Genomic DNA, 24665 nt, shown 5'->3' on the forward strand with positions numbered 1-24665 from the left:
CTCTCGATCAGGACCGGCCGAGGTCTCACCGGCGTCGATGACGGGTGGCCACGCACGGGGTGAGTGGCAACACCCCCGACGTCATCGACGCCACCTCGACGTGACACGACCGGTGACCTGCGGCGCGAGCCGGACCGCGAGCGGGACCGCGAGCGTGACTGCCGCTGTGACTGCGACCGCGACTGTCGGAGGAGCACCGACCGCGATCAGCCGTCGGCGGGAGTCGCCCTCGTCGCAACGATCTCGGCCTTGAACCCGGCGCTGTTCGCCAGCCAGCCGGCGTAGTGGTCGGGGCCGCCCGCATGCGGATAGCGCTCCTGATACAGCGGACGCCATCCGTGCGCGGACGCATCGACCATGACCGCATCGACCTCGGACCCGTCGTCGACCGAGAACGCGACATGATTCACGCCCGGTGCCCGACGGTCATGCTGCGCACCGGACAGATTCGGAGACGTGGTCAGCGTCAGATATGCGCTACCCGCCTCCCACGACTCGCCCTCGGGCCACGAGCTCACGCGCTCGAAGCCCACGCGCTCCAGCAGCCATCCCCACTCGGCGCGAGCCTCTGCCAGATCAGCGACCCACAGTTCGACGTGATGGAACCCAGCCACCCCGCGCGGCCTCAGCGGAACTCGACGAGACCCGCCTGAGCGGCGGTCACGAGGATCTGCACGCGATCGCGCACGTGCCACTTCGACATGATGCGGCCCAGATGCGCCTTCACCGTGCCTTCAGACACGATCAGCGAGCGCGCGATCTCCGCATTCGACATGCCCTGTGCCAGCCGCTCCAGCACCTCACGCTCACGCTCCGTCAACTCCTCGAGCGTGCCGTCGCCGCGCGCCGGCTCCGTATCGCGCACGTGCTTGATCAGCAGCGACGCGATCCGCGGCGACAGCGAACTGGCACCGCTGTACACCTCGCGCACCGCAGCGACGATGCTGGCCGCACTCGAATCCTTCAGCATGTACCCGGACGCCCCCGCACTCAGCATCGGCAGAACGGTGTCACTGCCATCGAGCGTCGTCACGGCGAGCACCCGCACCTCCGGCCAGCGCTCCGCGATCACAGACGTCGCCTCGATGCCGTCCATCTCCGGCATCTGGACGTCCATCATCACGACGTCCGGTTTCTCCCGTTCCACCGTCGCAATACCTTCGACGCCGGTCTCGGCCTCGGCGATCACAGTGATCTCGGGGTCGCGCGACACGAAGTGGGAGAGCGCAGAGCGCACCAGGGGGTCGTCATCGACGATCACAACGCGGATTTCCGGCATGAAGAGAGCCTACCTGCGGCGCGCCGTAGAGCGAAGAACTAGACGTTTGGCTAGCGAGCTCTAGCCGAAAGACAGATGTGCGCCGTTTCGAACCCCGAGAAGATGAGTTCACGACTTCACAAAAGACCAACTTTGGAGGTGAACAACTATGACTTTCTGGCAGGGTGTTGGTAAGTTCTTTGGCTTTACTCGCTAATCTACCTGGCGAATAGGAGATACTGAAGCATGGCTTATCGTCCGAGAAGGGACCGCGGAACACGCGCGCTACGACTCGGACGGGGTGAGAAGCTGATCGCGGTAGAACGCTTCTTCGTTCTCGCGATCCTCGTGACGATCCTGACCGTCGATGTGATCGGGTACTTCGTCCCTCCGGGGGTGGACCCGTTCGTCGCCGCAATCGGAGTCGCCACGACACTGTCGCTCGCCTTGTATCTCTGGTCGCCTCTCTATGCGACATGCGCGCTCGCACTCGTGTTCGCGCTCTCGTTCCTCACGGGCAGTGAGTCCCAGGTCCTGATCGCCGCCGCCTTCGCGGCGGGACTGATCATGCGTCTGGGGTGGAACGCCCTGATCTTCTCCTATGCCGGGCTCTTCCTCGTTGCGACCGCAATCGTCGTGACGGCGGATTCAGAAGGCCCGGCCAACATCAGCGTCGGCATCTTCCTCATCGGGGCTGCCGTCTCCGGCGCGGTCGGTTACGCACTGCGCCTGGCTTTCGCCCGAGGGCGCAAGCTCGAGATCGAACTGGCCGAGAAGGCCGAACAAGAACGTCAGGCAGTGCTCGCCGAGCGGCGTTGGATCGCCGGCGAGCTCCACGACAGCATCGCGCACCACCTCACGGTGGTGTCTTTGCATGTGCAGATGCTCGACGACGACAAGGCGAGCGAGTCGTCCCAGGAGGCGATCCGCATCGCCGCGCGCAAGGCGATGACCGACCTCCGCTTCGTCATCGACCTCGCAGACGACGGACCGCGCTCGTCGGGCATGCCCGCGGGCGACCTCGCGGCCTCGATCACCGAGGCGAAAGAGGAACTGGAATCCGCCGGTCACTCCGTGCGCCTCGGCGGAGACCCCGCAGACGAACGCATCCCGCGCGCAGCGGAGATCATCTTCGCGCGCATCATGCGCGAGTCCGCCACCAACGCGCTCAAGTACGCGGGCCAGGGCGAGATCGAGATCCTTCTCGACGTCACAGATGAGTCCGCCGCGCTCACCATCAGCAGCCCCCTCTCGGCCACCCCTCGCCGCGAGCTGTCATCGAGCCGCACGGGGATCGGACGCATGGCCGAGCGAGTACTCGGCGCCAGCGGCGAGTTCGACGCGGGCGAGGTCGACGGCCGATGGGTCGTCGCCGCGCGCCTGCCCATCGCACGTCAGGCCGTGCGCGCATCGGAGGAGCCCGCACCGGCTCCACCGAATCCACCGCGCACCAGGTAGAGTCGCAGGAACGAGCCGCCCCTCGGGAACAACTCCGTCTGAGAACTAGACGAAAGTCTAAGCAAGATCTCGACGTTCGACGGTGTTCCATGGTGCATCCTGCCGCTTACCTTGGTAATACCCCAGAAATAGCGCATCCCCAGCGCTGTGATCGCGAGCGCGATCCTTGGAATCTGATCCCCATCGCGCTCGCGATCAGCTTCTTAACGAGAAGCCCGTCGCCCCGGAACTCCCGCGTCAGCCGCCGACCGCGCGCATGTAATGCCCATCGGTCGAGATGCCGGACGCAGCCACGGTGAAACGCACGACTTCGCTCAGATACCTGTCTTCCGATGCTTCGAAGATCCGCCCGTCAGCGTCCCGCGAGATCCGGCTGAGCCGCAGGATCGGCGTTCCCTGCGCGACGCGCAGCAGCGCAGCATCCTGAGCATCGGCCGCCACCGCGTCGATCTGGTGCTCCAAGCCGACGATGGGATGCCCGATCGACGCCAGGTACTCCGTGATCGAGACCTCGTCGGTGTCGACCTCGAACAGGCGTCGACCAGGGACCTCCGTATAGAAGAGACGCTCGAGCATGGTCGGACGTCCATCCAGCAGCCTCAGTCGTACGACGCTGACGATCGTGTCGTCGGGCGCGACGCCGAGCAGCTCGGCGCGCTCACCCGCGCGCCGGAGACTGAGCTCCTGCGTCTCCGCCCCGGGCGTCACGCCCAGGTCGCGCGCCCAGCGCGTGAACGGCACCGACACGTCGACCGCCTGATTGGCTTTGACGGCGACCACGCGCGCCGGTCGTCCGCGGCCGGTCTCGATCAGCCCCTCGGTGCGCAGGCGGGCCAGCGCGTTGCGGATCGGTCCGCGAGACGTGCGCCACCTCTCGGCGAGCTCTGCCTCGGTCGGCACGTCGTCTCCGGGGCGGAGGGCGCCGGAGACGATCTGCTCCCTCAGCTCATCGGCGATCTGGGTGTACACAGCTTCAGCCACATAGGCATACTACTTGACCAGACCGCGCGCTGAGGTGCTGTTCCGTGGGAGTTCATCCGGGGAAATGGTCGGTGAACGACCTCTGAACTCTTCTGAGTTAGGTACATACCTCGGCATCCGCCCTGTCAGAGTTGCTCGTGGATCACTCCCTCCCACCTCTGAAAGGTCCTCATGAAGCTTCGCGCTCTCTCCGTTCTCGCCGGTGCGGCGGTCCTCGCGCTCGGCCTCGCCGGGTGTTCCGGCGCCGCCGAGGCGACCGGAACCGACGCCGACTCCGCGCAGGCGGGCAGCGGGTTCGCGGTCGACGAGAACACGCTCGTCTTCGGCGTCGTGCCCGACTCGGTCGACACCGAGACGAACTACCAGCCCCTCATGGACTACATCGCCGAGATCACCGGCAAGACCGTCGAATACCACGAGTCGACCGACTACGCCGCGCTGATTGAAGCGGCCGTCGCCGGCAAGGTCGACGTCGCATCGTTCTCGGGCTTCACCTACGTCACCGCCACGAACAACGGCGCGAAGCTCACCCCGATCTCGTCCATCGTGACCGAGGAGGGGCAGGAGCCGGGCTACTACTCGCAGGCCATCGTCCCCGCCGACAGCGACATCTCGAGCATCGAGGACTTCTCGGGCGAGAAGGTCTGCTTCGTCGACCCGTCGTCGACGTCGGGCTACCTGTTCCCCTCGTACAACCTGCTCGAGGCGGGCATCGACCCGAAGACCGACATCACGCCCGTCTTCGCGGGCAAGCACGACGTGAGCGTGCAGAAGGTCGGCGAGGGCGTCGAGTGCGAGGTCGGCTTCGCGGAGGACTCCGAGGTCGAGAAGTCGGATGCCGTGAAGGTCGTCGACGAGACCATGGTCCCCGGCGCTCCGCTCGTCTACTCCTCGACGCTGCCCGACGACGTCTCCCAGAAGCTCATCGGCGGACTCGGCGAGATCACCATCGACGACATCATCGCCGCCGGGATCGACGGAGCGGACACCGACTCGTTCCGCAGCGTCTTCTACGCCACCAAGCCGGTCGACGACGCGTACTACGACCTCATCCGCGACATCTGCACCGAGACCGAAGCGGAGCAGTGCCAGGGCTGACCCGGCCTGATCGAGGCGACGCGGGCGCGGTCAGGCCACCGCGTGTCGTCTCGCTCCGCTCGCTCGACGGGCCGGCGGACTCCGCCCGCTCGACGATCTCGACGACCCGACTCAGGAGAACAGTCATGAACACGGCATCCGATGCCCTGATCCGCCTCGACGGCGTGACGAAGACCTTCGGCTCGACCACGGCCCTGCGCGGCGCCTCGCTGCAGGTCGCGCGCGGCGAGATCGTCGTGCTGCTCGGCCTGTCGGGTTCGGGCAAGTCGACCCTGCTCCGCCACCTCGACGGCCTCGAGATCCCCACCTCGGGGACGGTCGAGGTGCTGGGCGCAGCGGTCCCCTCGCTCAGCGGCGCAGCGCTGCGCGCACTGCGCCGCCGCGTCGGGTTCATCTTCCAGCAGTTCGAGCTCGTGCCCTCGCTCACCGTGCTCGAGAACGTGCTCACCGGCTCGCTCTCGACGGTGCGCGGCCCGCGGCTCGGGCTGTGGGGGTATTCGAGGGCATCGAAGCTGCGCGCCCTCGAGCACCTCGACCGCGTGGGACTGCTCGACCGCGCCTACCAGCGCAGCGACACGCTCTCGGGCGGACAGCAGCAGCGCGTCGCGATCGCTCGGGCGCTCATGCAGAAGCCCGACATCCTGCTTGCAGACGAGCCCGTCGCCTCGCTCGATCCTGAGTCCAGCGAGCAGGTCATGGCGCTGATCCGCCAGATCGCCGCCGACGAGGGCCTCACCGTCGTCTGCAGCCTGCACCAGGTCGACCTGGCGATCTCGTGGGCCGACCGCATCGTCGGCCTGCGGCACGGCGAGATCGTGCTCGACACCCCGACCACCGCGCTCACGAAGGCGGAGGTCATGGAGATCTACGGCAGGGTCGCGACGACCACCGCCGAGCTGCGCGCCGTGCAGGACGAGCTCGCGGATGCGGCGCTCACGCCCGCGGAGAGGGTGACGACGCCATGACGATCGCCGGTCCGTCGGCAGGCTCAGCGACGCGGGAGGGTTCGAACACCGCGAGCGGTGCCGGGAACCGGGGCATCGCCGACCGCGCCCCGCGCCGCCCCGTCTCGCCCGAGCGCATCGCGGCCGGCCTCACCCTGATCGCACTGGTCGTGCTCGGCATCCTCGCGGTGAACGAGGTGGGCATCTCGATCCCCGCGATGGTGCAGAGCTGGGGCAACGCCGAGAACTTCATGGCCCGCGTCGGCAGTCTGTCGTTCCCGGAGTTCGGCGACCTCGTCTGGCTCATCGCCCTCACCGTCGGCCTCGTGCTCGTCGGAACGCTGCTCGCCGCTGTGCTGTCGGTGCCGATCGCCTACCTGGCGGCCTCCAACACGACCCCGGGTACAGGGTGGCGCGCCGCCGCGCGCTTCGTGGGCGTGCTCACCCGCGCCCTGCCAGACGTGGTGCTCGCGATGGCGTTCGTGCTCATGTTCTCGCTCGGCACGCTCCCGGGCATCCTCGCCATCGGTATCCACTCGATCGGCATGATCTCGAAGATGTTCGCCGATGCGATCGAGCAGATCGACGAGGGGCCGCGCCTCGCGATCCGCGCGGCCGGCGGATCGAGGATGCAGGAGTTCGTCGCCGGCATCCTGCCGCAGGTCCTGCCGAGCTGGGTCGCCACCGTACTGCACCGCAACGACATCAACCTGCGGGGAAGCGTCGTGCTCGGTTACGTGGGCGTCGCGGGGCTGGGACTCGAGATGTCCTACGCGTTCAAAGCCCTCAACTACGGCAAGGGTCTCGGCATCGCGCTCGTGATCTTCGTGCTCTGCATCGTCATGGAGATCGTGTCGAGCATGGTGCGCGGCGCGATGCTCGGCAACCGGAAGCACACCCGCTCATGGATCGACCGCATCATCCACCCGCGGCTGCGGGATGCGGATGCCGTGGCGCCCGTCCCCGCACGACCGGCGTGGGCCGCCTCGCCGCAGACCGCGGTGCGCCGACCGTGGACCGCCGAGCGCGCACGCAACACCGCCGGCATGGTCGTCGCGGTGCTCGTCATCGTCGGCAGCGTCGTGGTCAGTCAGATCACCTGGATGGACCTCTTCACGTTCTGGGCGAAGCTGCCCGACGTCGCCGCGAGGTTCTGGCCGCCGTCCTTCGGCAGCTACGACGCATCCGCCATGCTCCTCGCGATGCGCGACACCGTGGCGATCGCGCTCGCGGCGACCGTGCTCACGCTCCTCCCCTCGCTGCTGCTCGGCTCTCTCGCCGCGCGCAATGTGGCGCCGAGCTCCGGCATCCGCGGTGCGGCTCGTCTGCTGCTCGTCGGCATCCGCGGCATCCCCGAGCTCATCCTCGCGATCGTGCTCGTCGTCATCACGGGGCTCGGTGCGCAGGCCGGTGTGATCGCCCTCGCGATCGGAGGCATCGGGCTGCTCGGCAAGCTCATCGCCGACTCGTTCGAGGAGGTCGACGGCGGACCAGAGCGGGCGCTGCGCGCCGTCGGAGCCACGCGACTGCAGACCTATGCCTCGGCGACCGTCCCGCAGGGGATGCAGGCTCTGATCGGGCACAGCTTCTACATGCTCGACACGAACATCCGTGCGGCGACCATCCTCGGCATCGTCGGCGGCGGGGGAGTGGGCTACTACCTGCTCAACGCGAGTCAGGGGTCGCGCTACGAGACCGTCACGGCCATCGTGCTCATGATCCTCGTCACGGTGCTCGTCGTCGAAGGGCTCGCGATGTGGATGCGGAAGGTGTTCCGATGACCGGCGCTCACGACACGGCCGACCTGCTCGTGATCGGATCGGGCATCGTCGGTCTCGGCGCCGCGTACGCCGCGGTCCGGCGCGGACTCCGCGTGATCGTCGTCGACCGCAGCGACGCTCCGGTCGGCGCGACGATCCGCAACTTCGGCCACCTCTGCATCGGCGCGCAGTCCGGAGAGGCCCGCCGCTACGCCGACGCATCGCGCGAGCTCTGGCTGCGCCTCGCCCGCGACGCCGGTTTCTGGCTGCGGGAGTCGGGCACGCTCGTCGCCGCACGGCACAGCGACGAGATGGCGGTGCTCGAGAACGCGGCGGAGGATGGCGGCATCCGGATGCTGGATGCCGACGAGCTGCGTCGGCTCGCCCCGCTCCGAGCCGGGGGTCTCGTCGGCGGTGCGCACATCGAGACGGACCTGCAGACCGACCCGCGGGCGGCCGCTCCGGCGATCGTGCACCACCTCGCCGCGTCGGGAGTGGACTTCCGCTTCCGCACCGCAGCGACCGGCCTGTCGGCCGGCGAGGTCAGGACGACGCGGGGCGCGATCGCGGCGGACGCGATCGTGGTCGCCGCCAATCACGACATCGACCAGCTGCTCCCCGAGGTCGCCGAGAGCCACGGCGTCGAACGCTGCGCCCTCGACATGATGCGCGCGGCCGTCCATCTCGACCGCCCGCTCGTCGCACCGCTGCTGACGGGCTGGTCGCTGGTCCGGTACGGGCGCTTCGCCGAGGGGCCGGCCGCGGCCGTGCTGCGCGACCGTCTGCACTCCGAGCGCCCCGAGCTCGCCGCCCTCGACCTCAACCAGATGTACACGCAGCTGCCGGACGGCACGCTCATCCTCGGCGACTCGCACGCCACGGCCACCGCGCCGGCTCCCTTCCAGCCGGAGGCGGCGTTCACCGCCTTCCTGGCCGAGGCGGAGGAGCTGTTCGAGATGCCGGCTCCCCGCGTGCTCGAGCGGTGGCAGGGGGTCTACGCGAAGGCACCGGGCGACTTCCTCGTCGACACGAGCACCGAGGGGGTGCTCGTGCTCGCCGCGACGACGGGAATCGGCATGACGACGGGGCTGGGGCTCGCCGAAGAGAATCTCACCGCCGCCTTCGGGTGGGCACCAGCGATGGAAGGAACACCATGACCGCTCCGTTCGAATCCCCGACACCCGAGGCCGTGCCCGTCGAAGTCGTCGTGCTCGACATGGCCGGCACCACGGTGCGCGACGACGGCGTCGTCGAGAGCGCGTTCCAGCGCGCGGCCGAGCGCACCGGCGTCGCCGACCGGATGCCGTGGGACGACGCTCTCGCATATGTGCGCGACACCATGGGGCAGTCGAAGATCGACGTCTTCACCTATCTCGCCGACGGTGACGTGGCAGCCGCCCACCGCGCGACCGCCGCGTTCGAGGAGGCGTACGCCGAGATCGTGGCCGAGCAGGGCGTCACCCCGATCGCGGGCGCGGCCGATGCGATCCAGGGCCTCAAGGATGCCGGCCTGGCGGTCGCGCTGACGACCGGCTTCGCGCCCGTCACCCGCGACGCGCTGATCGACGGTCTCGGCTGGCGCGGACTGGTCGACCTCGCCCTCTCCCCGGTGGATGCGGGCAGGGGGCGTCCCGCGCCCGACCTCGTGCTCACGGCCCTGCTGCGCACGGGGACCTCCTCGGTCGCCGCCGTCGCCGTCGCGGGCGACACGGTCAGCGACGTCCAGTCCGGACGCCGAGCCGGCGCGGGCTTCGTCGCCGGCGTGCTCACCGGTGCCCACGACGTGCGGGCGCTGACCGCCGCCGGGGCGGATGCCGTGCTGTCCGACGTCACGGCTCTGCGCGGATCGCTCGCCGAGCACGGTCTCCTCGGCGCCGTCACCGCCACCCCGTGAGGGGGACGACATGGGCACGCTGCTGATCCGTCCTCCCGGCCATCGCCGCGACATCGCGCTCCGACCTGCCGCCACGGCCATGGTCTGGATCGGCGAGGGGCACCCGCACGAGACCATCGCCGTGCCCGGCGTGGCCCTCGGCGACGACGACGTGCTCGTCGCCGTCGAGCTCTCGACCATCTGCGGCTCCGACGTGCACACCGTGCAGGGGCGCCGTTCCGCGCCGGTGCCGCTCGTGCTCGGGCACGAGAGCGTCGGCCGCGTGATCGCGACCGGCGACTCCGGAGCGACCACGGTCGACGGGGCCCCGCTGCGCATCGGCGACCGCGTCGTGTGGTCGGTGACCGTCTCGTGCGGCGCGTGCGACCGCTGCGCGCGCGGCCTCACGCAGAAGTGCCGCACGCTCACCAAGTACGGTCACGACCGCGTCGGCGTGCACGGCGATCTCACCGGCGGCTTCGCGAGCCACGTGCAGGTGCGCGGCGGCACGGCGATCGTCCGTGCGCCGGAGTCGCTGCCGGCGTCGGTGCTCGCGCCCGCATCGTGCGCCACCGCGACGGCCTGGGCGGCGGTGGCGAGGGCCGCCCGCGACCACGACCTCGACGGCGCGGCGGTGCGCATCCACGGCGCGGGTCTCGTCGGACTGACCGCCGCGGCGATCGCGGTCGAGCAGGGAGCCGTCGTCGAGGTGCTCGATCCGAACCCTGCGCGTCGAGCGCTCGCCGCACGCTTCGGCGCCACGCGTCTGGAGAGTGAGCCCGAGGTCGTGATCGAGGCGTGGGGGCATGCCGTCGTCGACGCGCTCGCCGGAGTCGCGACGGGAGGCACGGTCGTGCTGGTCGGCAGCGTCTTCCCCGCCGACCCCGTGGCGTTCGACGCCGAGAGCATCGTGCGCCGGCTCGTCACCGTCGCCGGTGTGCACAACTACACCGGCGACGACCTCGTCGAGGCCGTCGCCTTCCTGGCCGGACGCGGGCGCGCCTATCCCTTCGCGGACGCCGTGGGCGAGGTGCGTCCGCTCACCGGAGTCGATGAGGCGCTCGCCGCGGCATCGGGACCGGGGGCTCCGCTGCGTATCGGCCTCGTCCCCGGGCGCTGACACGGCTCACTCGACGGCGGCTCCGCGACGCGGTCCTGCCGCGCGAAGACCCTCGGCGTGGAAGGCGAGCAGACGCACGGCGGTCTCGACCGTCTCGTCGAGGATCTCCTCCGGCTCGCCGGTGAGCGCCAGCATCCGATGTCCGATGCCCTCCGGCGTCGCCCAGCCGAGAAAGACGGTGCCGGCCGGGTGCCCGCCGTCGGGCCCCGGCCCGCCGACCCCCGTCGTCGAGATGCTGAGGTCGGCGTCGAACAGCTGTCTCGCGCCCACGGCGAGCTGCTCCGCGCAGGTCGCCGAGACGGGATCGGTGCCGGGGGTCAGGCCCAGCACCCGCTCCTTGACGTCGGTGAGGTACGCGACGACACCGCCCGCGAACCAGTCGCCCGCCCCTTCCGCGGCACCGACTGTGCTGGCCAGGCGCCCGGAGGTGAGGGATTCGACCACCGCGACGCGGAGTCCTCGTTCGGCGGCGAGCTCGCCCAGTCGCTGCAGCGCCTCGTCGACCGCGCTCACTGCGCGAAGCCCTCGGTGCGGCGGGCCCCGGTGACACGGGCCTCGGGTGTCGTGATGTCTCGCACGGTGGTCATGGTCCTGCTCCTCCTCGGTCGATCGCGCCCCGGGCGCTGATGCGCTCGAGGCGTGATCCCGACGTTAGAGGCGCCGTCCCGGCGGGCGAGTGGGGATTGACAACGTCACCGTCGAGAGGTCAGACCTGGTCGGCGGAGTCCTCGTGCGTCTGGGCATCGGACTCGATGGTCGCCTCGTCGGAGTAGTCGGGGCGCGGCGGCTGCAGCGGCTGGTCGGAGTACTCTCCGCCGAGGCGTCCGCCGTACGGGCGCCCGTGATCGGCGAACTCGTCGCGCGCATACACCAGGGTCCACGGGCCCACCGTGAAGCGGGCGCCGGTGCGCAGGGTCTGGCTGCGCTCGCCGGGGTGGGTCGCGTCGGCATCCGGGTTCGAGTTCATCTCGCCCTCGCCGTGCAGCTCGAGCACGTACTCGTCACGGTCGTCGTGGGTGATGGTCGCGTGCACGGGGTCGGCGTCGGCGAGGCGCAGGTCGGCGTCGGCGGCCGAGCCGATGCGCACGACGTCCGACTCCAGCGCGAACTCCGACCGCTCGTCGTCGCGGGTCACGCGCAGGCGAGGGTTCCCCGCGCCGAACTCGGCGTGCGTGGTGGTGGGCGCGTAGCCCTCGTCGGAGCGGTCGTCGATGTGCCGTGCGTTCATGGTCTTGGCCTCCTCGGGTCGAGAATTCGACCCTACGCGGTGCGCCCGTCGCTGTCAGGGGGTTGACTTCCGTCGGCGTGGTCTCCCGCCGCTCCGCCCGCGGCCGTGAGCTCTGCCGCCGGTACGAGGTCCTCGTGGAGGAGCGTGATGCCGCCGCTGCTGTTCGCGGAGTTCGCCATCGCCGCGATCCAGTCCGCGCGCAGCTCGACCGGCTCGGGGTGGTCGAACACGAACCGCAACGGGATCGACGGATGCAGCCAGATCGTGGTGCGGCCAGGGGGCTGCCCATCCGGGTGCGCCCAGCTGAGCGTGAAGCTCTCGTTGCGGCGGAGCTTGGTCGCGATCACGACCTTGAGATGAGCCAGGGCGCGGTCCTCGATGTGGATCGGGTTGTCGGTGCCGTCGTAATAGATCAGTCCCATACCGGCACGGTACGCCGGAACGCACGGTGGCGACAGGCGTATCGTGGAGAGAGGCCGTGCCATGCGGACAGGAGAGGGCGGGATGGGAAAGTTCATCTACGAAGGCAGCGTCAAGAGCGAGATCGAGGACCGGGCGCTCACGCACCTGCAGCTCGTGATCACGGCGAAGCTGCGTCGGGCCGAGCCGTTCCCGTTCAGCTGGCGCGAGGACGCGAGCGTCGGCGGTGGACGCACGACCGTGTGGATGCAGCCGGGCAGCTCCCTCGTCTTCAAGTACTTCGGCAGTCGCCAGCCGACGATCAACCGGGCGTGGATCGAGGCGCTGGCCTTCACCGCGAACTCGCCGGGAGGCCTCTACCTCGTGCCCGAGCCGCAGGACGGCCCCGGGGTTCCCGGTTCATCGGGAGAGGTCGCCGCCGCGCCCCCTGCCTGATCTGCGTCGCGTGATCCAGGGTGCGGGCGGGCGTTGTCAACCCCCTGCCCCCTGCAGGTCTCGGCCGAGACTCTCGATGGACACCCATCGAGAGGAGCGACAGCGCCATGGCCGAGAACACCACCGACCCCCGCAACGAGCACCGCGAAGAAGGCTTCCCCGGGCAGGAGCAGGACCAGCCGGGACTGACCGAGCACACCCGCCCCGACCCCGACCACGGTGAGGACACCTACATCGGCCATGGCCGCCTCGGCGGCCGGCGCGCGCTCATCACCGGCGGCGACTCCGGCATCGGCCGCGCCGTCGCCATCGCCTACGCGCGAGAGGGCGCCGACGTCGCGATCGTGCACATGCCCGAGGAGCAGCAGGACGCCGACGACACCCTCGCGCTCGTGCGGGCGGAAGGCCGCCAGGGGCTGAGCCTCGCCGGCGACGTGCGCGACGAGGCGTTCGCGACCGAGATCGTCGACCGCACGAGGAGCGCTCTGGGCGGCCTCGACATCCTCGTGCTCAACGCCGCCTACCAGCACGACATCGAGAGCTTCGGCAGCCTCAGCACCGAGCGCATGCGGCGCGTGTTCGACACGAACCTGATCGGGATGCTGTACACCGCCCGCGCCGCCTACCCCGACCTCGCGCCCGGATCGAGCATCATCGTCACGGCATCCGTGCAGGCGTACCAGCCGTCTCCCGGTCTCATCGACTACGCCATGACGAAGGCCGCGCAGGTCGCGTTCGTGAAGGCGCTCGCCGAGGAGGCGGGTGAACGCGGCATCCGCGTCAACGCCGTCGCGCCTGGCCCGATCTGGACGCCGCTCATCCCGGCGACCGGGTGGGACGAGGAGCGCCTCAACACGTTCGGCGACGACACCCCGCTCGGCCGCGCCGGTCAGCCGGCCGAGCTCGCCGGCGCCTACGTGTACCTCGCATCGGGCGACGCGTCGTACACATCGGGAGCCGTGCTTCCCGTCACCGGAGGCAAGCACCTCTGACCCAGGCCCCCGGGCCACGGTGGACGGCGCCGTGGCCCGGGTCTCATCCCGACTCGCATCGCGAGCATCTCCTGGGGATCCGAGCCCTAGGCTTGGGTGGTGCAGCAGTCAGCGTCGTCCCGTCCGCTGGTCGGCGTGGCCCTCGTCATCGGGTCGTGCCTGTCTCTGCCCTTCGGTGCCGCGGTCGCCGCCCAGCTCTTCCCCGTGCTCGGTCCCTGGGGTGTCACGTCGATGCGCGTCGCGATCGCCGCGCTGCTGCTCGTCGTCATCGTGCGCCCGCGGCCGCGTCGGTGGACGCGCAGTCAGTGGACGGCCGCCGTCCTCTTCGGGTTCTCGCTCGCCGCCATGAACGCGTTCTTCTATGCGGCGATCGACCGCATTCCGCTCGGTCCGGCCGTCGCCATCGAGTTCCTCGGCCCGCTCGTGCTGGCCGCGATCCTCACCAGACGGCTCGCCGACGCAGCCTGGGTCGGGGTCGCCCTGGTCGGCATGGCGCTGCTCGCCGTCGACGGTCTGGTCGGAGCCGAGCCCCTCGACCCCCTCGGCGTACTGTTCGTGCTCGTGGCAGCGGGGTTCTGGATCATGTACATCCGCATGAGCGCCAGGGTGGGGGCCGTGATCCCCGGCAGCGGCGGTCTCGCGATGGGGCTCGTCGTCGCGGCGGTCCTCCTCATCCCCGTCGGGGTGCCCGCCGCCGTCACGGTGGCCGGCGACGTGAACCTCCTGCTGCTCGCCGCGCTCACGGCGGTGCTGTCGTCGGTCATCCCGTACAGCTTCGAGCTCGCGGCGCTGCGCCGACTGCCGCAGCGCGTGTTCGGTGTGCTGCTGAGCCTGGAGCCCGCGTTCGCGACCCTCGCCGGCTGGCTCGTGCTGGGGCAGTCGGCGACGCCGCTGCGGATGCTGGCCGTCGCCCTGGTGGTGCTCGCCAGCGTCGGCACCACCCTGGGCGTCCGGCGTCAGCGGCGGCGCGACGAGGACGGCCCCTTCACGGCTCCCATCCCGCTGCCGGACTGAGAACGGCTGATGGTGTCGCGTCGTGTCACGATGGACCGTGATGATCGAACGACGCCTCCGTGAACAGCCGACCCTGCGCACTCCGCGTCTGCGTCTCGAACAGCTCGGGCCACAGCACCTCGACGACGTACTGACCTCGCTCGGCGATAGCGAAGCGATGCGCCTCACCGGCACGCGAGAGTCGTTCACGGATGAGCAGGTCCGCGCTCACCTCGACCGTCTGCCCGCTGCGGATGACCGCGCCGACTTCGCGATCATCCGAGCGTCGGACGGCGCCTTCCTGGGAGAGGTCGTGCTGAACGACCTCGAAGTCGACGACCGGGCGATGAATTATCGCATCGCGCTCGCAGCGTCAGAGCACCGGGGGCAGGGGTACGGCACCGAAGCCGGGCGCGCCGTCGTCGAGTGGGCCTTCGCTGTGGTCGGTCTGCACCGGATCTCGCTCGAGGTCTACAGCTTCAATGCCGGCGCGCAGAGGTCGTACGAGAAGATCGGCTTCCGCGTCGAGGGTCGCGCACGGCACGCGCTGCGCTGGGATGACGAATGGGTCGATGCCATCCTCATGGGCCTGCTGAGCGACGACCCGCTCCCGGGCTGACCGGGGCGGGTCGACGCCGTCAGCGGGCTGCGACGGGCACGGGCAGTGGATAGCGGCGACGCAGCAGGATCCGCTGCACGAGTGTCCACGCCACCGTCACGGTGAGGTAGAGCGCCGCGGCGAGCGGGACGAACGCCGCGAACACCGCCGTGAGGTAGTGCAGCGCACCCGCGACGCGCATCATGGCCGGAGAGTTCAGCGGGGACTCCTCCGCGCCCTCGACCGGCACCGGGCGGAAGACGCGCCGTGAGACCTCGGCGACCGCGACGATGATCGCGAGCAGCACGCCGAACACGAGGAACGTCTCGAGCGTCGCCGTGCCTCCGAAGACCGCCGACACGAGGCTCGTGCCCAACGGCGCGCCGAAGAGGTCGTGCGTGAGGAGGTCGTTCGGATGCCCGGCGATCTCCGGGCGCAGGAACAGCGTGTAGATCAAGCCGACGACGGGCGCCTGCGCGAGCACAGGCAGCATGCCGGCGAACGGCGAGGTGTTCTCGGAGCGGTAGAGCTCCTTCATCTCCTTCTGCAGCCGTTCGGGGTTCTTCTTGTGGCGCTTCTGCAGGTCGCGCAGACGAGGGGCCAGCCGCGCCCTGACCTGCTCGGCCTTCGCCTGCGACACCCCGACCGGGATGAGCAGGGCGCGCACGAGCAGGGTGACGAGCACGACCGCGAGCGCGGCCGCGGATGCTCCGGCGAAGGGTTCGACGAGGGTGGCGAGGCCGGCCAGCGCGCCGTAGGCGGCGTCGAGCAGGGCGGCGAGGGGAGGGAACGTGAAGATGTCCATGGGGGTCCGTTCGTGGGTCGGGAGGGGTCGGCGGAAGTCGCGCAGTCCCGTACGTGAGACGGACTACGCGGCGGCGGCGACTCCCGGCGCACGCGGACGCGGATGCCCCGCGGCATCCGGATCGCTCTGCCCGAGCAGGGTCGACACGTCGATGGCCCGCAGCGGGTGCGGGGCGGTGCGCGGCGTCGGCGGGGCGACGCTCAGCGCGACGGCGATCGTGAGGGTGGTGAGCGCGATCACGGCGATTGCGAGGCCGAGCGCAGCCGCATCCGGGACGGCGATGAGCCCGAGCGCGGACGCGACGAACGACAGCATCTGGCTGAACCACTCGCTCATGCGCGCCTCCCTCAGGGCGAGCGTAGCATCGGCGATCGGACGGATGCCGGGCGCGAGCCGCCCGTCCGCTGCGGGCGTAGCCTCGGAGCATGAGTGATCTGCGTGCCCTGTTCGGCGTCGAGCATCCGATCGTCCTCGGTCCGTTTGGCGGACTCTCCTCGGTGGCGCTGACCGCCGCGGTGAGCGAGGCGGGTGGCCTCGGCGGCTTCGGGCTCTACGGCTTCGACGGCGACCGTATCCACGCGACGGTGGCGCAGCTGCGCGAGGCGACCGCGCGCCCGTTCGCGGTGAACATCTGGCTGCCTACCGGAGACGAGGTCCTGCCGAACCCGCAGCACACGGTCTTCGCGCAGGCGTTGCAACCGTTCTCCGAGGCCGTGGGACTCGACGTGCCCGGCCGTCCGGAGCGCTACCTGCCGCCGCTCGACGAGCAGCTCGACGCGATCTGGGACGTTGCGCCACCCGTGCTCAGCGTGGTGTTCGGGGTGCCGTCGGGCGAGATGATCGACGAGGCGCGACGCCGAGGCATCCGCGTCGTCGGCACCGCGACCACGGTCGCCGAGGCGGTCGCGCTCGCGGAAGCGGGGGTGGATGCCGTGGTGGCCTCCGGCCTCGAGGCCGGAGGTCACCGGGTGTCGTTCCTGAGACCCGCCGAGGAATCGCTGGTCGGCACCATCGCGCTCGTGCCTCAGGTTGTCGACGCGGTGGACGTTCCCGTGATCGCGGCCGGTGGCATCGCCGATCGACGAGGGGTCGCCGCGGCCTTCGCCCTCGGCGCCTCGGGCGTGCAGGTCGGCACGGCATTCCTCGCGACAGCGGAATCGGCGACGACCGATCCGCATCGCGACGCCATCCGGATCACTGCGGCCGAGGGCACGGTGCTCACGAGGGCGATGAGCGGCCGTCTCGCCCGCGGAGCGCGCAACCGGGCCGTGCGCGCGATCGAGGCGGGCGGCATGATCGCGCCGTTCCCGATGCAGAACTGGCTGACGGGTCGGTTCCGCGCGGTCGCCAACGAGCACGGGCTCGGCGAGCTGCAGTCGCTGTGGATGGGCCAGGCCGCGTCGCTCGCGCAGTCGCGTACGGCGTCGGAGGCCTTCCGGGAACTGCTCGCCGGAGTGCCGCAGGCCAACGGAGGCACGTCTGGCTAGGCACCTGGCCAGGATCTGCACAGGTCGACCCACAACGTCGCCTGCACGGAGACACCGAGGGGACGGTGGCGTCGAGTGCGCTGGCGCTGCAGGAGTGCCGCGTCCTGCCCGTTCGAGAGCGGAACCTCGAGGGTGCGCGACCGGTACCTGGCGCTCTTCGACCATCTCCGGAGCATCCCGCTCGACGAGGCGGTCTTCGTTCGTGCGGCGGAACTCCGGGCGGACGCCGGCATCAAGACCCGGACGCCGTGCACTTCGCCGCGGTGCAGTTGGCGGGTTGTACCGAGCTCTGGACCAACGACCGCCGGCTGCTCGCGGCGTCGCGAGGCCTCGCGATCGATGTGATCGATCGCGCCACCGCGTCTCGGTGACAGCGCGCGACGGCTAAAGGATGACGGTCGAGCGGCCGTGCACGATCACGCGGTCCTCGGCGTGCCACTGCACGGCTCTGGCCAGTACCAGGCGCTCGACGTCGGCGCCCCGACGCTGCAGTTCGGCCGCGGACTCGGAGTGCGTGACGCGCGTGACGTCCTGCTCGATGATCGGCCCCTCGTCGAGGTCTGCCGTCGCGTAGTGCGCGGTCGCGCCGATGAGCTTCACGCCGCGCTCTTTGGCCCGTGCGTACGGGTTCGCGCCGATGAAGGCCGGCAGGAACGAGTGGTGGATGTTGATCACCGGCGCCTCGAGCCGGTTGATGAAGTCGTCGGTGAGGATCTGCATGTAGCGGGCGAGCACCACGAGGTCGACGTTGCCGCGCAGCAGCTCCAGCTGTCGCTCCTCCATGACCTGCTTGTCGCCCGAGGGGATGTGCACGAACGGCACGCCGAACGAGCGCACCGCCTCGGCGAGGTCGGGGTGGTTCGAGACGACCATCGTGATGTCGATGTCGAGCTGGCCGCGCTGCGTGCGCCACAGCAGCTCCATGAGGCAGTGGTCGTACTTCGAGACGAAGATCGCGACGCGCTTGCGGCGCGCCGTGTCGTGCAGCGACCACTCCATGCCGAAGCGCTCGGCGACCTCGGCGAGGTTCGCTTCGAGCGCCGTGCGCGCGGCGGAGAGACCAGGCAGATGGATCACGGTGCGCTGGAAGAAGCGTCCGCCCTCGGAGTCGGTCGAGTGCTGATCGAGCGAGATGATGTTCGCGCCGTGGCGGGAGAGCACGCCGGCGACGGCGGCGACGATGCCGGGCTGGTCGTCGCAGGCGATGAGCAGGCGGGCGGTGTCGGGCTGGGGCATGGGGACTCCTCGGGGTGTGCATCGATTCTGCCGTGCCTGCGGGCCCCCGGGCGAATCGCGGCCCTACCCTGGAGGGATGGACGAGGTCGCGCCGCCCGCATCGCAGCTGCTCGCCGAGGCGCGAGCCGCGCTCGTCGGCGCTCCGCGCGAGGGCTTGGGCGAGGAGCACGTCTCGCGCTGGCGCGGTAGGCGCATCGTCCGGATCGGCGAAGCCTGGCACCTGGGTGTGCTGCTGCTCACCGACACGCACACGCTCGCGACGGCCGAGGTGCTGCGCGCGGCCGACCCCGGGCGGCGGGGCTACACGGCCGAGTCGGCTCGCGAGCGGGCCGAGAGACGCGCCGAGGCGCTGCGCGGCGGATTCGCCGACGGCGAGGTCGCGCACGTCGGGTGGTCGGTGATCGACGTGGAGGCGGTGGACGCCGGCGGGGCATCCGGTCCGCTCGCCGTCGTCGACGGGGTGGCGTCCGTGCACTGGAGCAGCGCCGGAGGGTGGATGCCGCTGAGGGTATATCTCCGCGAGCGCCTCGAGCTCCTGGCGAGGTGACAGCCGGTCACTGCGTCAGCGGGCGAACGTCTCCGCGAAGCGCCGCAACAGGGCCGCGCCCTCGGTGACGGATGCCGCGAGCACCTGCCGCTGCACGACGTCGAACTCCTCGGGGTCGAAGTATCCGGTCGTGCGGTAGAACGTCATGCGGTCTGCGAAGTCACGGGGTGTGGGCTCGGGGTGGAACTGCGCCGTGTAGAGGTGCGACCCGACGCGGTAGGCCTGCACCGGGCATGCCTCGTTCGTGGCGAGCAGCACGGCACCGGCGGGCAGCGCGACCGCGCTCTCCTTGTGCGCCGTGAACACCGTGAGCGCGGGCGCGCTGGGCCCGAACACCGGATCGGAGTCACCCGCGACGGTCGTGCGGATCACGGTCGCGCTCGCGGCCTCAGGCGTCGACGTCGTGACCTCGCCCCCCAGCATCCTCGTCACGACCCCGATGCTGAAGCACGTGAAGAACGCGGCGATGCTTCCGTCGATCGCCTGCCGTGCCAGAGTCTCGAGGTCGGCCTCGACCCGCAGCTGTTCGCTCGACTTGGTCGCGTCGGTCACGTTGAACGGCGATCCGCCGACGACGACGCCGCGGTACCGGCTCAGATCGACGGTGTCGAGGCGATCCGCGAGGAGGTCGAGGCGGTCGACCACGTCGACGCCGAGCGCCCGCCGGAACGAGGCGTGCTCGGCATCCGCTGCCCCGAGCTCGGGGCGCACGCAGACATAGAGAAGCGAGACCACCACGCGAGTCTAACGAGCGGTATGGGCGTGGCCCGACGCAGCCGTCACCGGGAGGAGTTCGCCGTGCGGCCTCGCACGATGCCGATGAAGGTGTCGACGTCGTCGGTGGTGCGGTCGCGCACCCATGCGAGCGCGACCGGCGAGGTCGGACCGTCGATGAGCGGTCGGTGGTCGACGTCCTTGCGGTGGTGCAGGCGAGCGAGAGACATCGGCACGATCACGACGCCCGTGCCGGCGGCGGCCGTGGCGATCGCGTCGGCGGTCGTCACCGCAGAGAAGCGCGGCGTGGCGGCGCCTGGCACGTCGATCGGTCCGAGGGCGTCGTCGGAGAGCGGGATCACGACCTCGCCGGCCAGGTCAGCCAGCGTCAGCTCGTCGGCGGCCTGCAGGTGCGAGTCGACGGCCGCGACGACGACCGGAGTCTCCTCGTAGAGCGGGATCACGTGCAGACGGTCATCCGTGAGGGGCAGGCGCACGATCGCCGCGTCCAGGGCGTCGAGAGCCGCGCGCTGCTCGGCGACCGCGATCGGCACGAGCTCGAGCCGCACGTGCGGCATCCGCTGTTTCCACGCGTCGATCCATTTGCCGGGCGTGGCTCCCGGTACCGCGCCGAGGCGGAACGTGCGCGGCTCTTCCGGAGCCTCGCCCGCCGCATCGAAGACCACCTTCGCGGTCTTGCGCGGGGGCTTGGGCGGAGGGAAGCGCTGTGCGGGGGCGGCCTTGTTCCGTCGTGCGGGAGTGCCCTTGCCGGAGCCGCGCGGCGGTCGTCGTCCCTGGGTGCCCATGCGCTCCAGGGTACCTGCGCCGCGCTCGTCGCCGCGGCGGCGAGTTCTGCGGTACGAAGTGACTTCTGCGGCCACGCTCGCGCGGTGAGGCCGCGAAAGTTCGCCAAGGCCGCAAAAAGTACACCGCTCAGGCGGCGAGCCAGAGACCCTTCGGGTTCGTCGCGATGGTCAGCCCTGCGGCCACCGTCTCGTCGTCGCCGATGCGAGCACCGCGGACGATGCGTGCTCCAGCTCCGATCTCGGTGCGGACGCCGATGTGCGCGTGGTCGCCCACGGCCGCGCCCTCTCCGATGTGCGCGTGCGCTTCGATGTGCGCACCCTCGCCGATCACGGCATCCGGTTCGATCCATGCGCCGCGGGCGATGGTCGCCCCCGCGCCCACTCGGGCACCGGGTTCGATGTAGGCGCCCGCTTCGATGTGCGCCTTCGGATGGACCTTCGCGCCGTGCGCGACGAGACCCCGACCGTTCGCGTGCTTGCGGTATCGCAGCGTCGCTCCCTGGTCGTTCTCGATGTCGACGTAGTTCTTGCCCACTGTTCCTCCCGTGTTCCGGAGACCTCCGGATATATCAACAACCACAGGATGTTCGGATTCATTCCCCGGAATGGATGGGGGCTTGACATCATCGCTGACAGATGGGGCACCAGAACGTGATGCGCTCGCGGGTGGGATCGGCGCCGAGCTCGCCCTTCCTGATCGGCGTGCCGCATCGTCGACACGGGCGGCCGGCGCGCCCGTACACCCACGTGCCCTGACCCGGCCGATCGACGCCCGTGAAGGTGCGGTGGCGGCGGTCGCGGTTCGCCCTGATCGTGCGCACACCCAGCGCGAGCAGCGCGGGCACGTCGACCTCGGGGGCCGGCGTCGTCGGCAGCACGCCGCGCAGGAACAGCAGTTCAGCCGCGTATTCGTTGCCGAATCCCGCGACATTGCGCTGGTCGAGCAGGGCGACGTGGATGCTGCGGACGTCGGCGCTCACGCGGCGCGCGGCCTCCACGGCATCCCAGTCCGTGCCGAGCGGATCCGGACCGAGGTAGCCGACGAGCTCCTCCTCGTCGCGCGTCGGCACGACCTCGATCTCGGCGAGGTCGATGCCGACCGCGTCGCGCTCGGCGGTGCCCACGATAGCGCGCACCTTGAACGCCGGATGCCGCCACTTCTCGCCCTGCCGGTAGACCAGCCAGGCGCCGTCCATGCGCAGATGCGAATGCAGGGTGGTCTCGCCGATGCGCAGCAGCAGGTGCTTGCCGCGGGCGACCGAGGCCACGACGGGCTGCCCGGTCAGGTCCACCGTCGCGAAGCGCGGGACCCGCAGGTCGAAGCGCGTCACCTCGGCGCCGACGATGGCCTCCTCGAGACGGCGGGCCGTGCGGAAGACGGTGTCGCCCTCGGGCATCAGGCGCTCCCGGTCGGCGGGTGAGGTGCCGGCGGGTGAGGTGTCGGCGGGTGAGGTGCCGGCGGGTGCGCGACCGCCGCGATCGGCGTGCGCTCGAGCAGGCTGCGCGCGAGCACCGTCGCCCCGGCCACGGCCGCCGGCATGACCGCGACCGCGCCGCCGGGCACGAGGAAGCACAGCTGGGTGGCCGCGCCGAACCCGAGGACCCTGGCGCGGCTGCCCCGGAACAGCGCGGCTCGGTCGGCGGGGGAGAGGTCGCGGGCGTCGAAGGCTCGCCCGGTGAGCTCGCGAGCCAGCACGCGCCCCGACAGCAGCACGCCGAAGACCGGCCCGAGGATGCCGCCGACGAGCGGGATGAGGCCGAGCAGCAGCACCACGATCGCGACGAGCAGGCCGAGCAGGACCAGGCGGATGCCCTCGCCCAGCGCCGACCAGAACCCGCCGCCGTCGGACGCGGGCGGGTCTCCGAGGTCGGCCTCGACCGCGCGCCAGATGCGCTGGTAGAACGGGTCGCCGATCGCGAGCGCCAGCGCGCTGAACACTGCACCGGCGAGGGCGAGAGCGGCCGCGAACAGCACGATGCCGACGACCCCGCGGAACAGGTCGCGCCACGGCTCGGCCCATCCGTCGGCGAAGGGTGTGGCCCAGTCGGCGATCGTCCACAGCGAGAACGCGAGAGGGATCAGCGCCGCGAGCAGCAGCACCCCCGCGATGACGGCCGGCACGAGGCCGAGCGCCATGAGTCCGGGGCGCCGCCGCCACGTGCCGAAGCCGCGGAAGAGCATGCGGACGCCTTCGCCGAACTCGCGGATCATGCGTCCAGCCTAGGAGACGGGCGCTCCCACGATCGCGAGCAGGGTCGTCACGTCGACCTCCGCGAGGGATGCCGCACGGTGCACCCCCGGCGGCACGACGCGCTCGAGATCTCCGACGACGAGCGTCGGGCAGCCGGCGGCGACGGCGGCCGCGGCGCCCACCACCGAGTCCTCGAGCACGAGACAGCGCTCCGGCGGCATTCCCAGGGCGCTCGCGCCGAGCAGGTAGGGGTCGGGTGCGGGCTTCGTGCGCGGGGTGTCGTCGGCGGTGATCGACGCCCGGAAGGGCGACAGGTCGACGTGCTGCGCGAAATGCTCCACCCAGTGCCGCGGCGACGAGGTCACGAGCGCCAGCGCGATGCCGGCCGCCGCGAGCTCCGCCAGCAGCCGCCGTGCGCCGGGGAGCCAGGAGACCTCGTCTCCGTAGGCCGCCAGTGCTCGGCGGTCGAGCGCGTGCGCGACGGCGTCGACGTCGGACCGCAGGTCCAGCCGATCGCGCAGCAGCGCGGCGGTGCGGACGAGGTCGAGCCCTTCGGATGTCGCGACGAGGTCCTCGGCATCCGCTCTCTCGCGTCCCGACGGCGGGTGATCGTGCACGAACCGCTCGACCACACGGAGCCAGGTGCTCTCCGTGTCGAGGAGCGTGCCGTCCATGTCGCTCAGCACGGCCCATCCGGCAGACTGCTCGCCCGACATCGTCCTCCTCCGGTCGCGTCGATCCCGACCGGACCGCCGACTCCATCCGCTCGCGAGGAGGAGGCCGCGCCGGGGCGCTCCGGCGAACGACGGGTGAACGGCAGGGAGACGGAGAGGGAAACCCTCCGGACAGGTGCGTGCACGTGTGCACGTCTCGGCCCTGAGCCGCGGGGCGGAGTGCGGACGCGGGGTTACGCTGACGCCTGATGCGCTGGAACCCGAGCCCGGCGACGCGAGAGGGGAGCGAGCCGTGCACCGGTACCGCGAGATCGCCCGCGACCTGACGATCCGGATCGCCGACGGCGACTTCGACGCCACCGGCATGCTGCCCGCGGAGGCCCAGCTCGCCGAGACCTTCGCGGTGTCGCGCGGCACGGTGCGCAACGCGCTCGTGCTCATGGCGCGGCAGGGTGCGATCGCACCGCGCCGCGGGTCGGGGTGGCTGGTGCGCACGGCCGCCCTGAGCCAGAGGTTCTCGGAAGTGCGGTCGTTCGCGCAGTGGGCGCGCAGCCGGGGCATGGAACCGGGCGGACGGGTCGTGGCACAGCAGCGCCGTCCTGCGACGCCCACGGAGTTGCGCACGCTGCGCGGGCACGGCGGCGGCGGGAACGGCCAGACCGAGGTGCTGGAGGTCGTGCGGCTGCGGACCCTGAACGGGCGCGTCGTGATGCTGGAGCGCACGGCGTATCCGCCGTGGATCGCGCCCCTGATCGAGGCGCTGCCCGCGGACGAGCCCTCTGTCGTCGGCGCCCTGGAGTCGCAGCACGGTGTGCGCATGGTGCACGGAGAGCATTCGATCGACGCGATCGCCGCGCCGAGCGAGGACGCACGGCTGCTCGACGTGCGGCGGTCGAGTCCGCTGCTGCGGGTGCGACGGGTGAGCTATGCGGCCGACGGCCGGGCGATCGAGACCGGGGACGACCGATACCTCCCCGACGTCATGTCATTCCAGGTGCAGGCGTCGCTGCAGGGCACGTCGCTGACGCGGCGACCTGGCTGAGGGC

General features: G+C 70.8%; 29 protein-coding genes. 14 read left to right on the forward strand and 15 right to left on the reverse strand.

Features of this window, described 5'->3' with window-relative positions:
* Positions 1 to 206: 206 nt before the first annotated feature.
* Both RAC69_RS05790 and RAC69_RS05795 read right to left on the reverse strand, forming a co-directional pair.
* On the reverse strand, positions 207 to 614 hold the full coding sequence (locus tag RAC69_RS05790) for a VOC family protein (protein ID WP_375085811.1): 408 nt from the start codon (positions 612 to 614) through the stop codon (positions 207 to 209).
* Between the two features lie 11 nt (positions 615 to 625).
* Positions 626 to 1279 carry a response regulator transcription factor gene (locus tag RAC69_RS05795; protein WP_341933547.1) on the reverse strand — a complete coding sequence of 218 codons (654 nt, stop codon included), beginning with the start codon at positions 1277 to 1279 and terminating at the stop codon, positions 626 to 628.
* Positions 1280 to 1504: 225 nt separating this feature from the next.
* On the opposite strand from RAC69_RS05795, the gene RAC69_RS05800 reads away from it, so the two are divergent.
* A complete protein-coding gene (locus tag RAC69_RS05800; RefSeq protein WP_375085813.1) occupies positions 1505 to 2716 on the forward strand; it encodes a sensor histidine kinase in 1212 nt (403 codons plus the stop codon).
* Between the two features lie 237 nt (positions 2717 to 2953).
* Here RAC69_RS05800 and RAC69_RS05805 read toward each other — a convergent pair whose 3' ends face one another.
* On the reverse strand, positions 2954 to 3697 hold the full coding sequence (locus RAC69_RS05805) for a GntR family transcriptional regulator (RefSeq protein WP_375085815.1): 744 nt from the start codon (positions 3695 to 3697) through the stop codon (positions 2954 to 2956).
* Between the two features lie 171 nt (positions 3698 to 3868).
* Here RAC69_RS05805 and phnD point away from each other — a divergent pair, with 171 nt between their 5' ends.
* The 6 genes from phnD (at position 3869) to RAC69_RS05835 (ending at position 10492) form a co-directional block, all read left to right on the forward strand.
* Positions 3869 to 4795, forward strand: coding sequence for a phosphate/phosphite/phosphonate ABC transporter substrate-binding protein (phnD, locus tag RAC69_RS05810; protein WP_375085817.1), 927 nt, complete (start codon positions 3869 to 3871; stop codon positions 4793 to 4795).
* 125 nt (positions 4796 to 4920) lie between these two features.
* A complete protein-coding gene (gene phnC / locus RAC69_RS05815) occupies positions 4921 to 5760 on the forward strand; it encodes a phosphonate ABC transporter ATP-binding protein (protein ID WP_375085818.1) in 840 nt (279 codons plus the stop codon).
* Positions 5757 to 7520 carry a phosphonate ABC transporter, permease protein PhnE gene (phnE, locus tag RAC69_RS05820; protein ID WP_375085819.1) on the forward strand — a complete coding sequence of 588 codons (1764 nt, stop codon included), beginning with the start codon at positions 5757 to 5759 and terminating at the stop codon, positions 7518 to 7520. The genes phnC and phnE overlap by 4 nt, the downstream gene beginning before the upstream one ends.
* Positions 7517 to 8656: a TIGR03364 family FAD-dependent oxidoreductase gene (locus RAC69_RS05825; protein ID WP_375085821.1), complete on the forward strand. Its 1140-nt coding sequence runs from the start codon at positions 7517 to 7519 to the stop codon at positions 8654 to 8656. Before phnE ends, RAC69_RS05825 begins: the two co-directional genes overlap by 4 nt.
* Complete coding sequence (locus RAC69_RS05830) at positions 8653 to 9393, forward strand: HAD family hydrolase (protein WP_375085823.1); 741 nt, start codon at positions 8653 to 8655, stop codon at positions 9391 to 9393. The genes RAC69_RS05825 and RAC69_RS05830 overlap by 4 nt, the downstream gene beginning before the upstream one ends.
* Before the next feature lie 10 nt (positions 9394 to 9403).
* Positions 9404 to 10492, forward strand: coding sequence for an alcohol dehydrogenase catalytic domain-containing protein (locus tag RAC69_RS05835; protein WP_375085825.1), 1089 nt, complete (start codon positions 9404 to 9406; stop codon positions 10490 to 10492).
* Positions 10493 to 10498: 6 nt separating this feature from the next.
* Here the strand turns inward: RAC69_RS05835 and RAC69_RS05840 are convergent, their stop codons facing one another.
* From RAC69_RS05840 to RAC69_RS05850, 3 genes are all read right to left on the reverse strand, one after another.
* Complete coding sequence (locus RAC69_RS05840) at positions 10499 to 11005, reverse strand: CinA family protein (RefSeq protein ID WP_375085826.1); 507 nt, start codon at positions 11003 to 11005, stop codon at positions 10499 to 10501.
* 193 nt (positions 11006 to 11198) lie between these two features.
* Positions 11199 to 11720: an FHA domain-containing protein gene (locus RAC69_RS05845; RefSeq protein ID WP_375085828.1), complete on the reverse strand. Its 522-nt coding sequence runs from the start codon at positions 11718 to 11720 to the stop codon at positions 11199 to 11201.
* 32 nt (positions 11721 to 11752) lie between these two features.
* The gene (locus RAC69_RS05850) at positions 11753 to 12142 is read right to left on the reverse strand and encodes a hypothetical protein (RefSeq protein WP_375085830.1); all 390 of its coding nucleotides are present in this window, start codon (positions 12140 to 12142) and stop codon (positions 11753 to 11755) included.
* A gap of 82 nt (positions 12143 to 12224) precedes the next feature.
* Here RAC69_RS05850 and RAC69_RS05855 point away from each other — a divergent pair, with 82 nt between their 5' ends.
* From RAC69_RS05855 to RAC69_RS05870, 4 genes are all read left to right on the forward strand, one after another.
* A complete protein-coding gene (locus tag RAC69_RS05855; RefSeq protein ID WP_375085832.1) occupies positions 12225 to 12575 on the forward strand; it encodes an ATP-dependent DNA ligase in 351 nt (116 codons plus the stop codon).
* 107 nt (positions 12576 to 12682) lie between these two features.
* Entirely contained in the window at positions 12683 to 13567 is an 885-nt protein-coding gene (locus RAC69_RS05860) for an SDR family oxidoreductase (RefSeq protein ID WP_375085834.1), read from the forward strand.
* A 99-nt stretch (positions 13568 to 13666) separates the two neighbouring features.
* On the forward strand, positions 13667 to 14581 hold the full coding sequence (locus RAC69_RS05865; RefSeq protein ID WP_375085835.1) for a DMT family transporter: 915 nt from the start codon (positions 13667 to 13669) through the stop codon (positions 14579 to 14581).
* A gap of 40 nt (positions 14582 to 14621) precedes the next feature.
* Positions 14622 to 15179 carry a GNAT family N-acetyltransferase gene (locus RAC69_RS05870; RefSeq protein WP_375085836.1) on the forward strand — a complete coding sequence of 186 codons (558 nt, stop codon included), beginning with the start codon at positions 14622 to 14624 and terminating at the stop codon, positions 15177 to 15179.
* 19 nt (positions 15180 to 15198) lie between these two features.
* Here RAC69_RS05870 and RAC69_RS05875 read toward each other — a convergent pair whose 3' ends face one another.
* Both RAC69_RS05875 and RAC69_RS05880 read right to left on the reverse strand, forming a co-directional pair.
* Positions 15199 to 15963: a YidC/Oxa1 family membrane protein insertase gene (locus tag RAC69_RS05875; RefSeq protein WP_375085837.1), complete on the reverse strand. Its 765-nt coding sequence runs from the start codon at positions 15961 to 15963 to the stop codon at positions 15199 to 15201.
* A gap of 63 nt (positions 15964 to 16026) precedes the next feature.
* Positions 16027 to 16299, reverse strand: coding sequence for a DUF6412 domain-containing protein (locus RAC69_RS05880; protein ID WP_341933565.1), 273 nt, complete (start codon positions 16297 to 16299; stop codon positions 16027 to 16029).
* An 89-nt stretch (positions 16300 to 16388) separates the two neighbouring features.
* Between RAC69_RS05880 and RAC69_RS05885 the strand changes: the two genes are divergently transcribed.
* Entirely contained in the window at positions 16389 to 17450 is a 1062-nt protein-coding gene (locus RAC69_RS05885) for an NAD(P)H-dependent flavin oxidoreductase (RefSeq protein WP_375085839.1), read from the forward strand.
* Positions 17451 to 17834: 384 nt separating this feature from the next.
* Here RAC69_RS05885 and purU read toward each other — a convergent pair whose 3' ends face one another.
* Positions 17835 to 18686 (reverse strand): formyltetrahydrofolate deformylase, encoded by an 852-nt coding sequence (purU, locus tag RAC69_RS05890; RefSeq protein ID WP_375085840.1) that lies wholly within the window; start codon positions 18684 to 18686, stop codon positions 17835 to 17837.
* A gap of 76 nt (positions 18687 to 18762) precedes the next feature.
* Between purU and RAC69_RS05895 the strand changes: the two genes are divergently transcribed.
* The gene (locus RAC69_RS05895; protein ID WP_375085841.1) at positions 18763 to 19233 is read left to right on the forward strand and encodes a glutaminase; all 471 of its coding nucleotides are present in this window, start codon (positions 18763 to 18765) and stop codon (positions 19231 to 19233) included.
* A gap of 15 nt (positions 19234 to 19248) precedes the next feature.
* Here RAC69_RS05895 and RAC69_RS05900 read toward each other — a convergent pair whose 3' ends face one another.
* The 6 genes from RAC69_RS05900 to RAC69_RS05925 all read right to left on the reverse strand — a co-directional run bounded on the left by RAC69_RS05900 (position 19249) and on the right by RAC69_RS05925 (position 23661).
* Complete coding sequence (locus tag RAC69_RS05900) at positions 19249 to 19968, reverse strand: GMP synthase (protein ID WP_375085842.1); 720 nt, start codon at positions 19966 to 19968, stop codon at positions 19249 to 19251.
* Positions 19969 to 20012: 44 nt separating this feature from the next.
* A complete protein-coding gene (locus RAC69_RS05905) occupies positions 20013 to 20753 on the reverse strand; it encodes a LysR substrate-binding domain-containing protein (RefSeq protein WP_375085843.1) in 741 nt (246 codons plus the stop codon).
* Between the two features lie 127 nt (positions 20754 to 20880).
* The gene (locus tag RAC69_RS05910; RefSeq protein WP_096715048.1) at positions 20881 to 21288 is read right to left on the reverse strand and encodes a DapH/DapD/GlmU-related protein; all 408 of its coding nucleotides are present in this window, start codon (positions 21286 to 21288) and stop codon (positions 20881 to 20883) included.
* Between the two features lie 88 nt (positions 21289 to 21376).
* Positions 21377 to 22150: a DNA-formamidopyrimidine glycosylase family protein gene (locus tag RAC69_RS05915; protein WP_375085844.1), complete on the reverse strand. Its 774-nt coding sequence runs from the start codon at positions 22148 to 22150 to the stop codon at positions 21377 to 21379.
* Entirely contained in the window at positions 22150 to 22965 is an 816-nt protein-coding gene (locus tag RAC69_RS05920) for an EI24 domain-containing protein (RefSeq protein WP_375085846.1), read from the reverse strand. Before RAC69_RS05920 ends, RAC69_RS05915 begins: the two co-directional genes overlap by 1 nt.
* 9 nt (positions 22966 to 22974) lie before the next feature.
* The gene (locus RAC69_RS05925) at positions 22975 to 23661 is read right to left on the reverse strand and encodes an HAD-IA family hydrolase (RefSeq protein WP_375085848.1); all 687 of its coding nucleotides are present in this window, start codon (positions 23659 to 23661) and stop codon (positions 22975 to 22977) included.
* A 250-nt stretch (positions 23662 to 23911) separates the two neighbouring features.
* Between RAC69_RS05925 and RAC69_RS05930 the strand changes: the two genes are divergently transcribed.
* A complete protein-coding gene (locus RAC69_RS05930; protein ID WP_375085849.1) occupies positions 23912 to 24661 on the forward strand; it encodes a GntR family transcriptional regulator in 750 nt (249 codons plus the stop codon).
* The last annotated feature ends 4 nt before the right edge of the window (positions 24662 to 24665 follow it).

Source organism: Microbacterium sp. LS_15, from assembly GCF_041954735.1.
Classification (GTDB): Bacteria; Actinomycetota; Actinomycetes; order Actinomycetales; family Microbacteriaceae; genus Microbacterium.

Bases quoted from the DNA above. Each gene is read 5' to 3' on its own strand.
- RAC69_RS05850 (WP_375085830.1), bottom strand. From the start codon at position 12,142: ATGGGACTGATCTATTACGACGGCACCGACAACCCGATCCACATCGAG.
- RAC69_RS05845 (WP_375085828.1), bottom strand. From the start codon at position 11,720: ATGAACGCACGGCACATCGACGACCGCTCCGACGAGGGCTACGCGCCC.
- RAC69_RS05895 (WP_375085841.1), top strand. From the start codon at position 18,763: ATGGACGAGGTCGCGCCGCCCGCATCGCAGCTGCTCGCCGAGGCGCGA.
- phnD (WP_375085817.1), top strand. From the start codon at position 3,869: ATGAAGCTTCGCGCTCTCTCCGTTCTCGCCGGTGCGGCGGTCCTCGCG.
- RAC69_RS05855 (WP_375085832.1), top strand. From the start codon at position 12,225: ATGGGAAAGTTCATCTACGAAGGCAGCGTCAAGAGCGAGATCGAGGAC.
- RAC69_RS05905 (WP_375085843.1), bottom strand. From the start codon at position 20,753: ATGGGCACCCAGGGACGACGACCGCCGCGCGGCTCCGGCAAGGGCACT.
- RAC69_RS05800 (WP_375085813.1), top strand. From the start codon at position 1,505: ATGGCTTATCGTCCGAGAAGGGACCGCGGAACACGCGCGCTACGACTC.
- RAC69_RS05880 (WP_341933565.1), bottom strand. From the start codon at position 16,299: ATGAGCGAGTGGTTCAGCCAGATGCTGTCGTTCGTCGCGTCCGCGCTC.
- phnE (WP_375085819.1), top strand. From the start codon at position 5,757: ATGACGATCGCCGGTCCGTCGGCAGGCTCAGCGACGCGGGAGGGTTCG.
- RAC69_RS05870 (WP_375085836.1), top strand. From the start codon at position 14,622: ATGATCGAACGACGCCTCCGTGAACAGCCGACCCTGCGCACTCCGCGT.
- purU (WP_375085840.1), bottom strand. From the start codon at position 18,686: ATGCCCCAGCCCGACACCGCCCGCCTGCTCATCGCCTGCGACGACCAG.
- RAC69_RS05915 (WP_375085844.1), bottom strand. From the start codon at position 22,150: ATGCCCGAGGGCGACACCGTCTTCCGCACGGCCCGCCGTCTCGAGGAG.
- RAC69_RS05925 (WP_375085848.1), bottom strand. From the start codon at position 23,661: ATGTCGGGCGAGCAGTCTGCCGGATGGGCCGTGCTGAGCGACATGGAC.
- RAC69_RS05875 (WP_375085837.1), bottom strand. From the start codon at position 15,963: ATGGACATCTTCACGTTCCCTCCCCTCGCCGCCCTGCTCGACGCCGCC.
- RAC69_RS05860 (WP_375085834.1), top strand. From the start codon at position 12,683: ATGGCCGAGAACACCACCGACCCCCGCAACGAGCACCGCGAAGAAGGC.
- RAC69_RS05825 (WP_375085821.1), top strand. From the start codon at position 7,517: ATGACCGGCGCTCACGACACGGCCGACCTGCTCGTGATCGGATCGGGC.
- RAC69_RS05795 (WP_341933547.1), bottom strand. From the start codon at position 1,279: ATGCCGGAAATCCGCGTTGTGATCGTCGATGACGACCCCCTGGTGCGC.
- RAC69_RS05885 (WP_375085839.1), top strand. From the start codon at position 16,389: ATGAGTGATCTGCGTGCCCTGTTCGGCGTCGAGCATCCGATCGTCCTC.
- RAC69_RS05835 (WP_375085825.1), top strand. From the start codon at position 9,404: ATGGGCACGCTGCTGATCCGTCCTCCCGGCCATCGCCGCGACATCGCG.
- RAC69_RS05830 (WP_375085823.1), top strand. From the start codon at position 8,653: ATGACCGCTCCGTTCGAATCCCCGACACCCGAGGCCGTGCCCGTCGAA.
- RAC69_RS05920 (WP_375085846.1), bottom strand. From the start codon at position 22,965: ATGATCCGCGAGTTCGGCGAAGGCGTCCGCATGCTCTTCCGCGGCTTC.
- phnC (WP_375085818.1), top strand. From the start codon at position 4,921: ATGAACACGGCATCCGATGCCCTGATCCGCCTCGACGGCGTGACGAAG.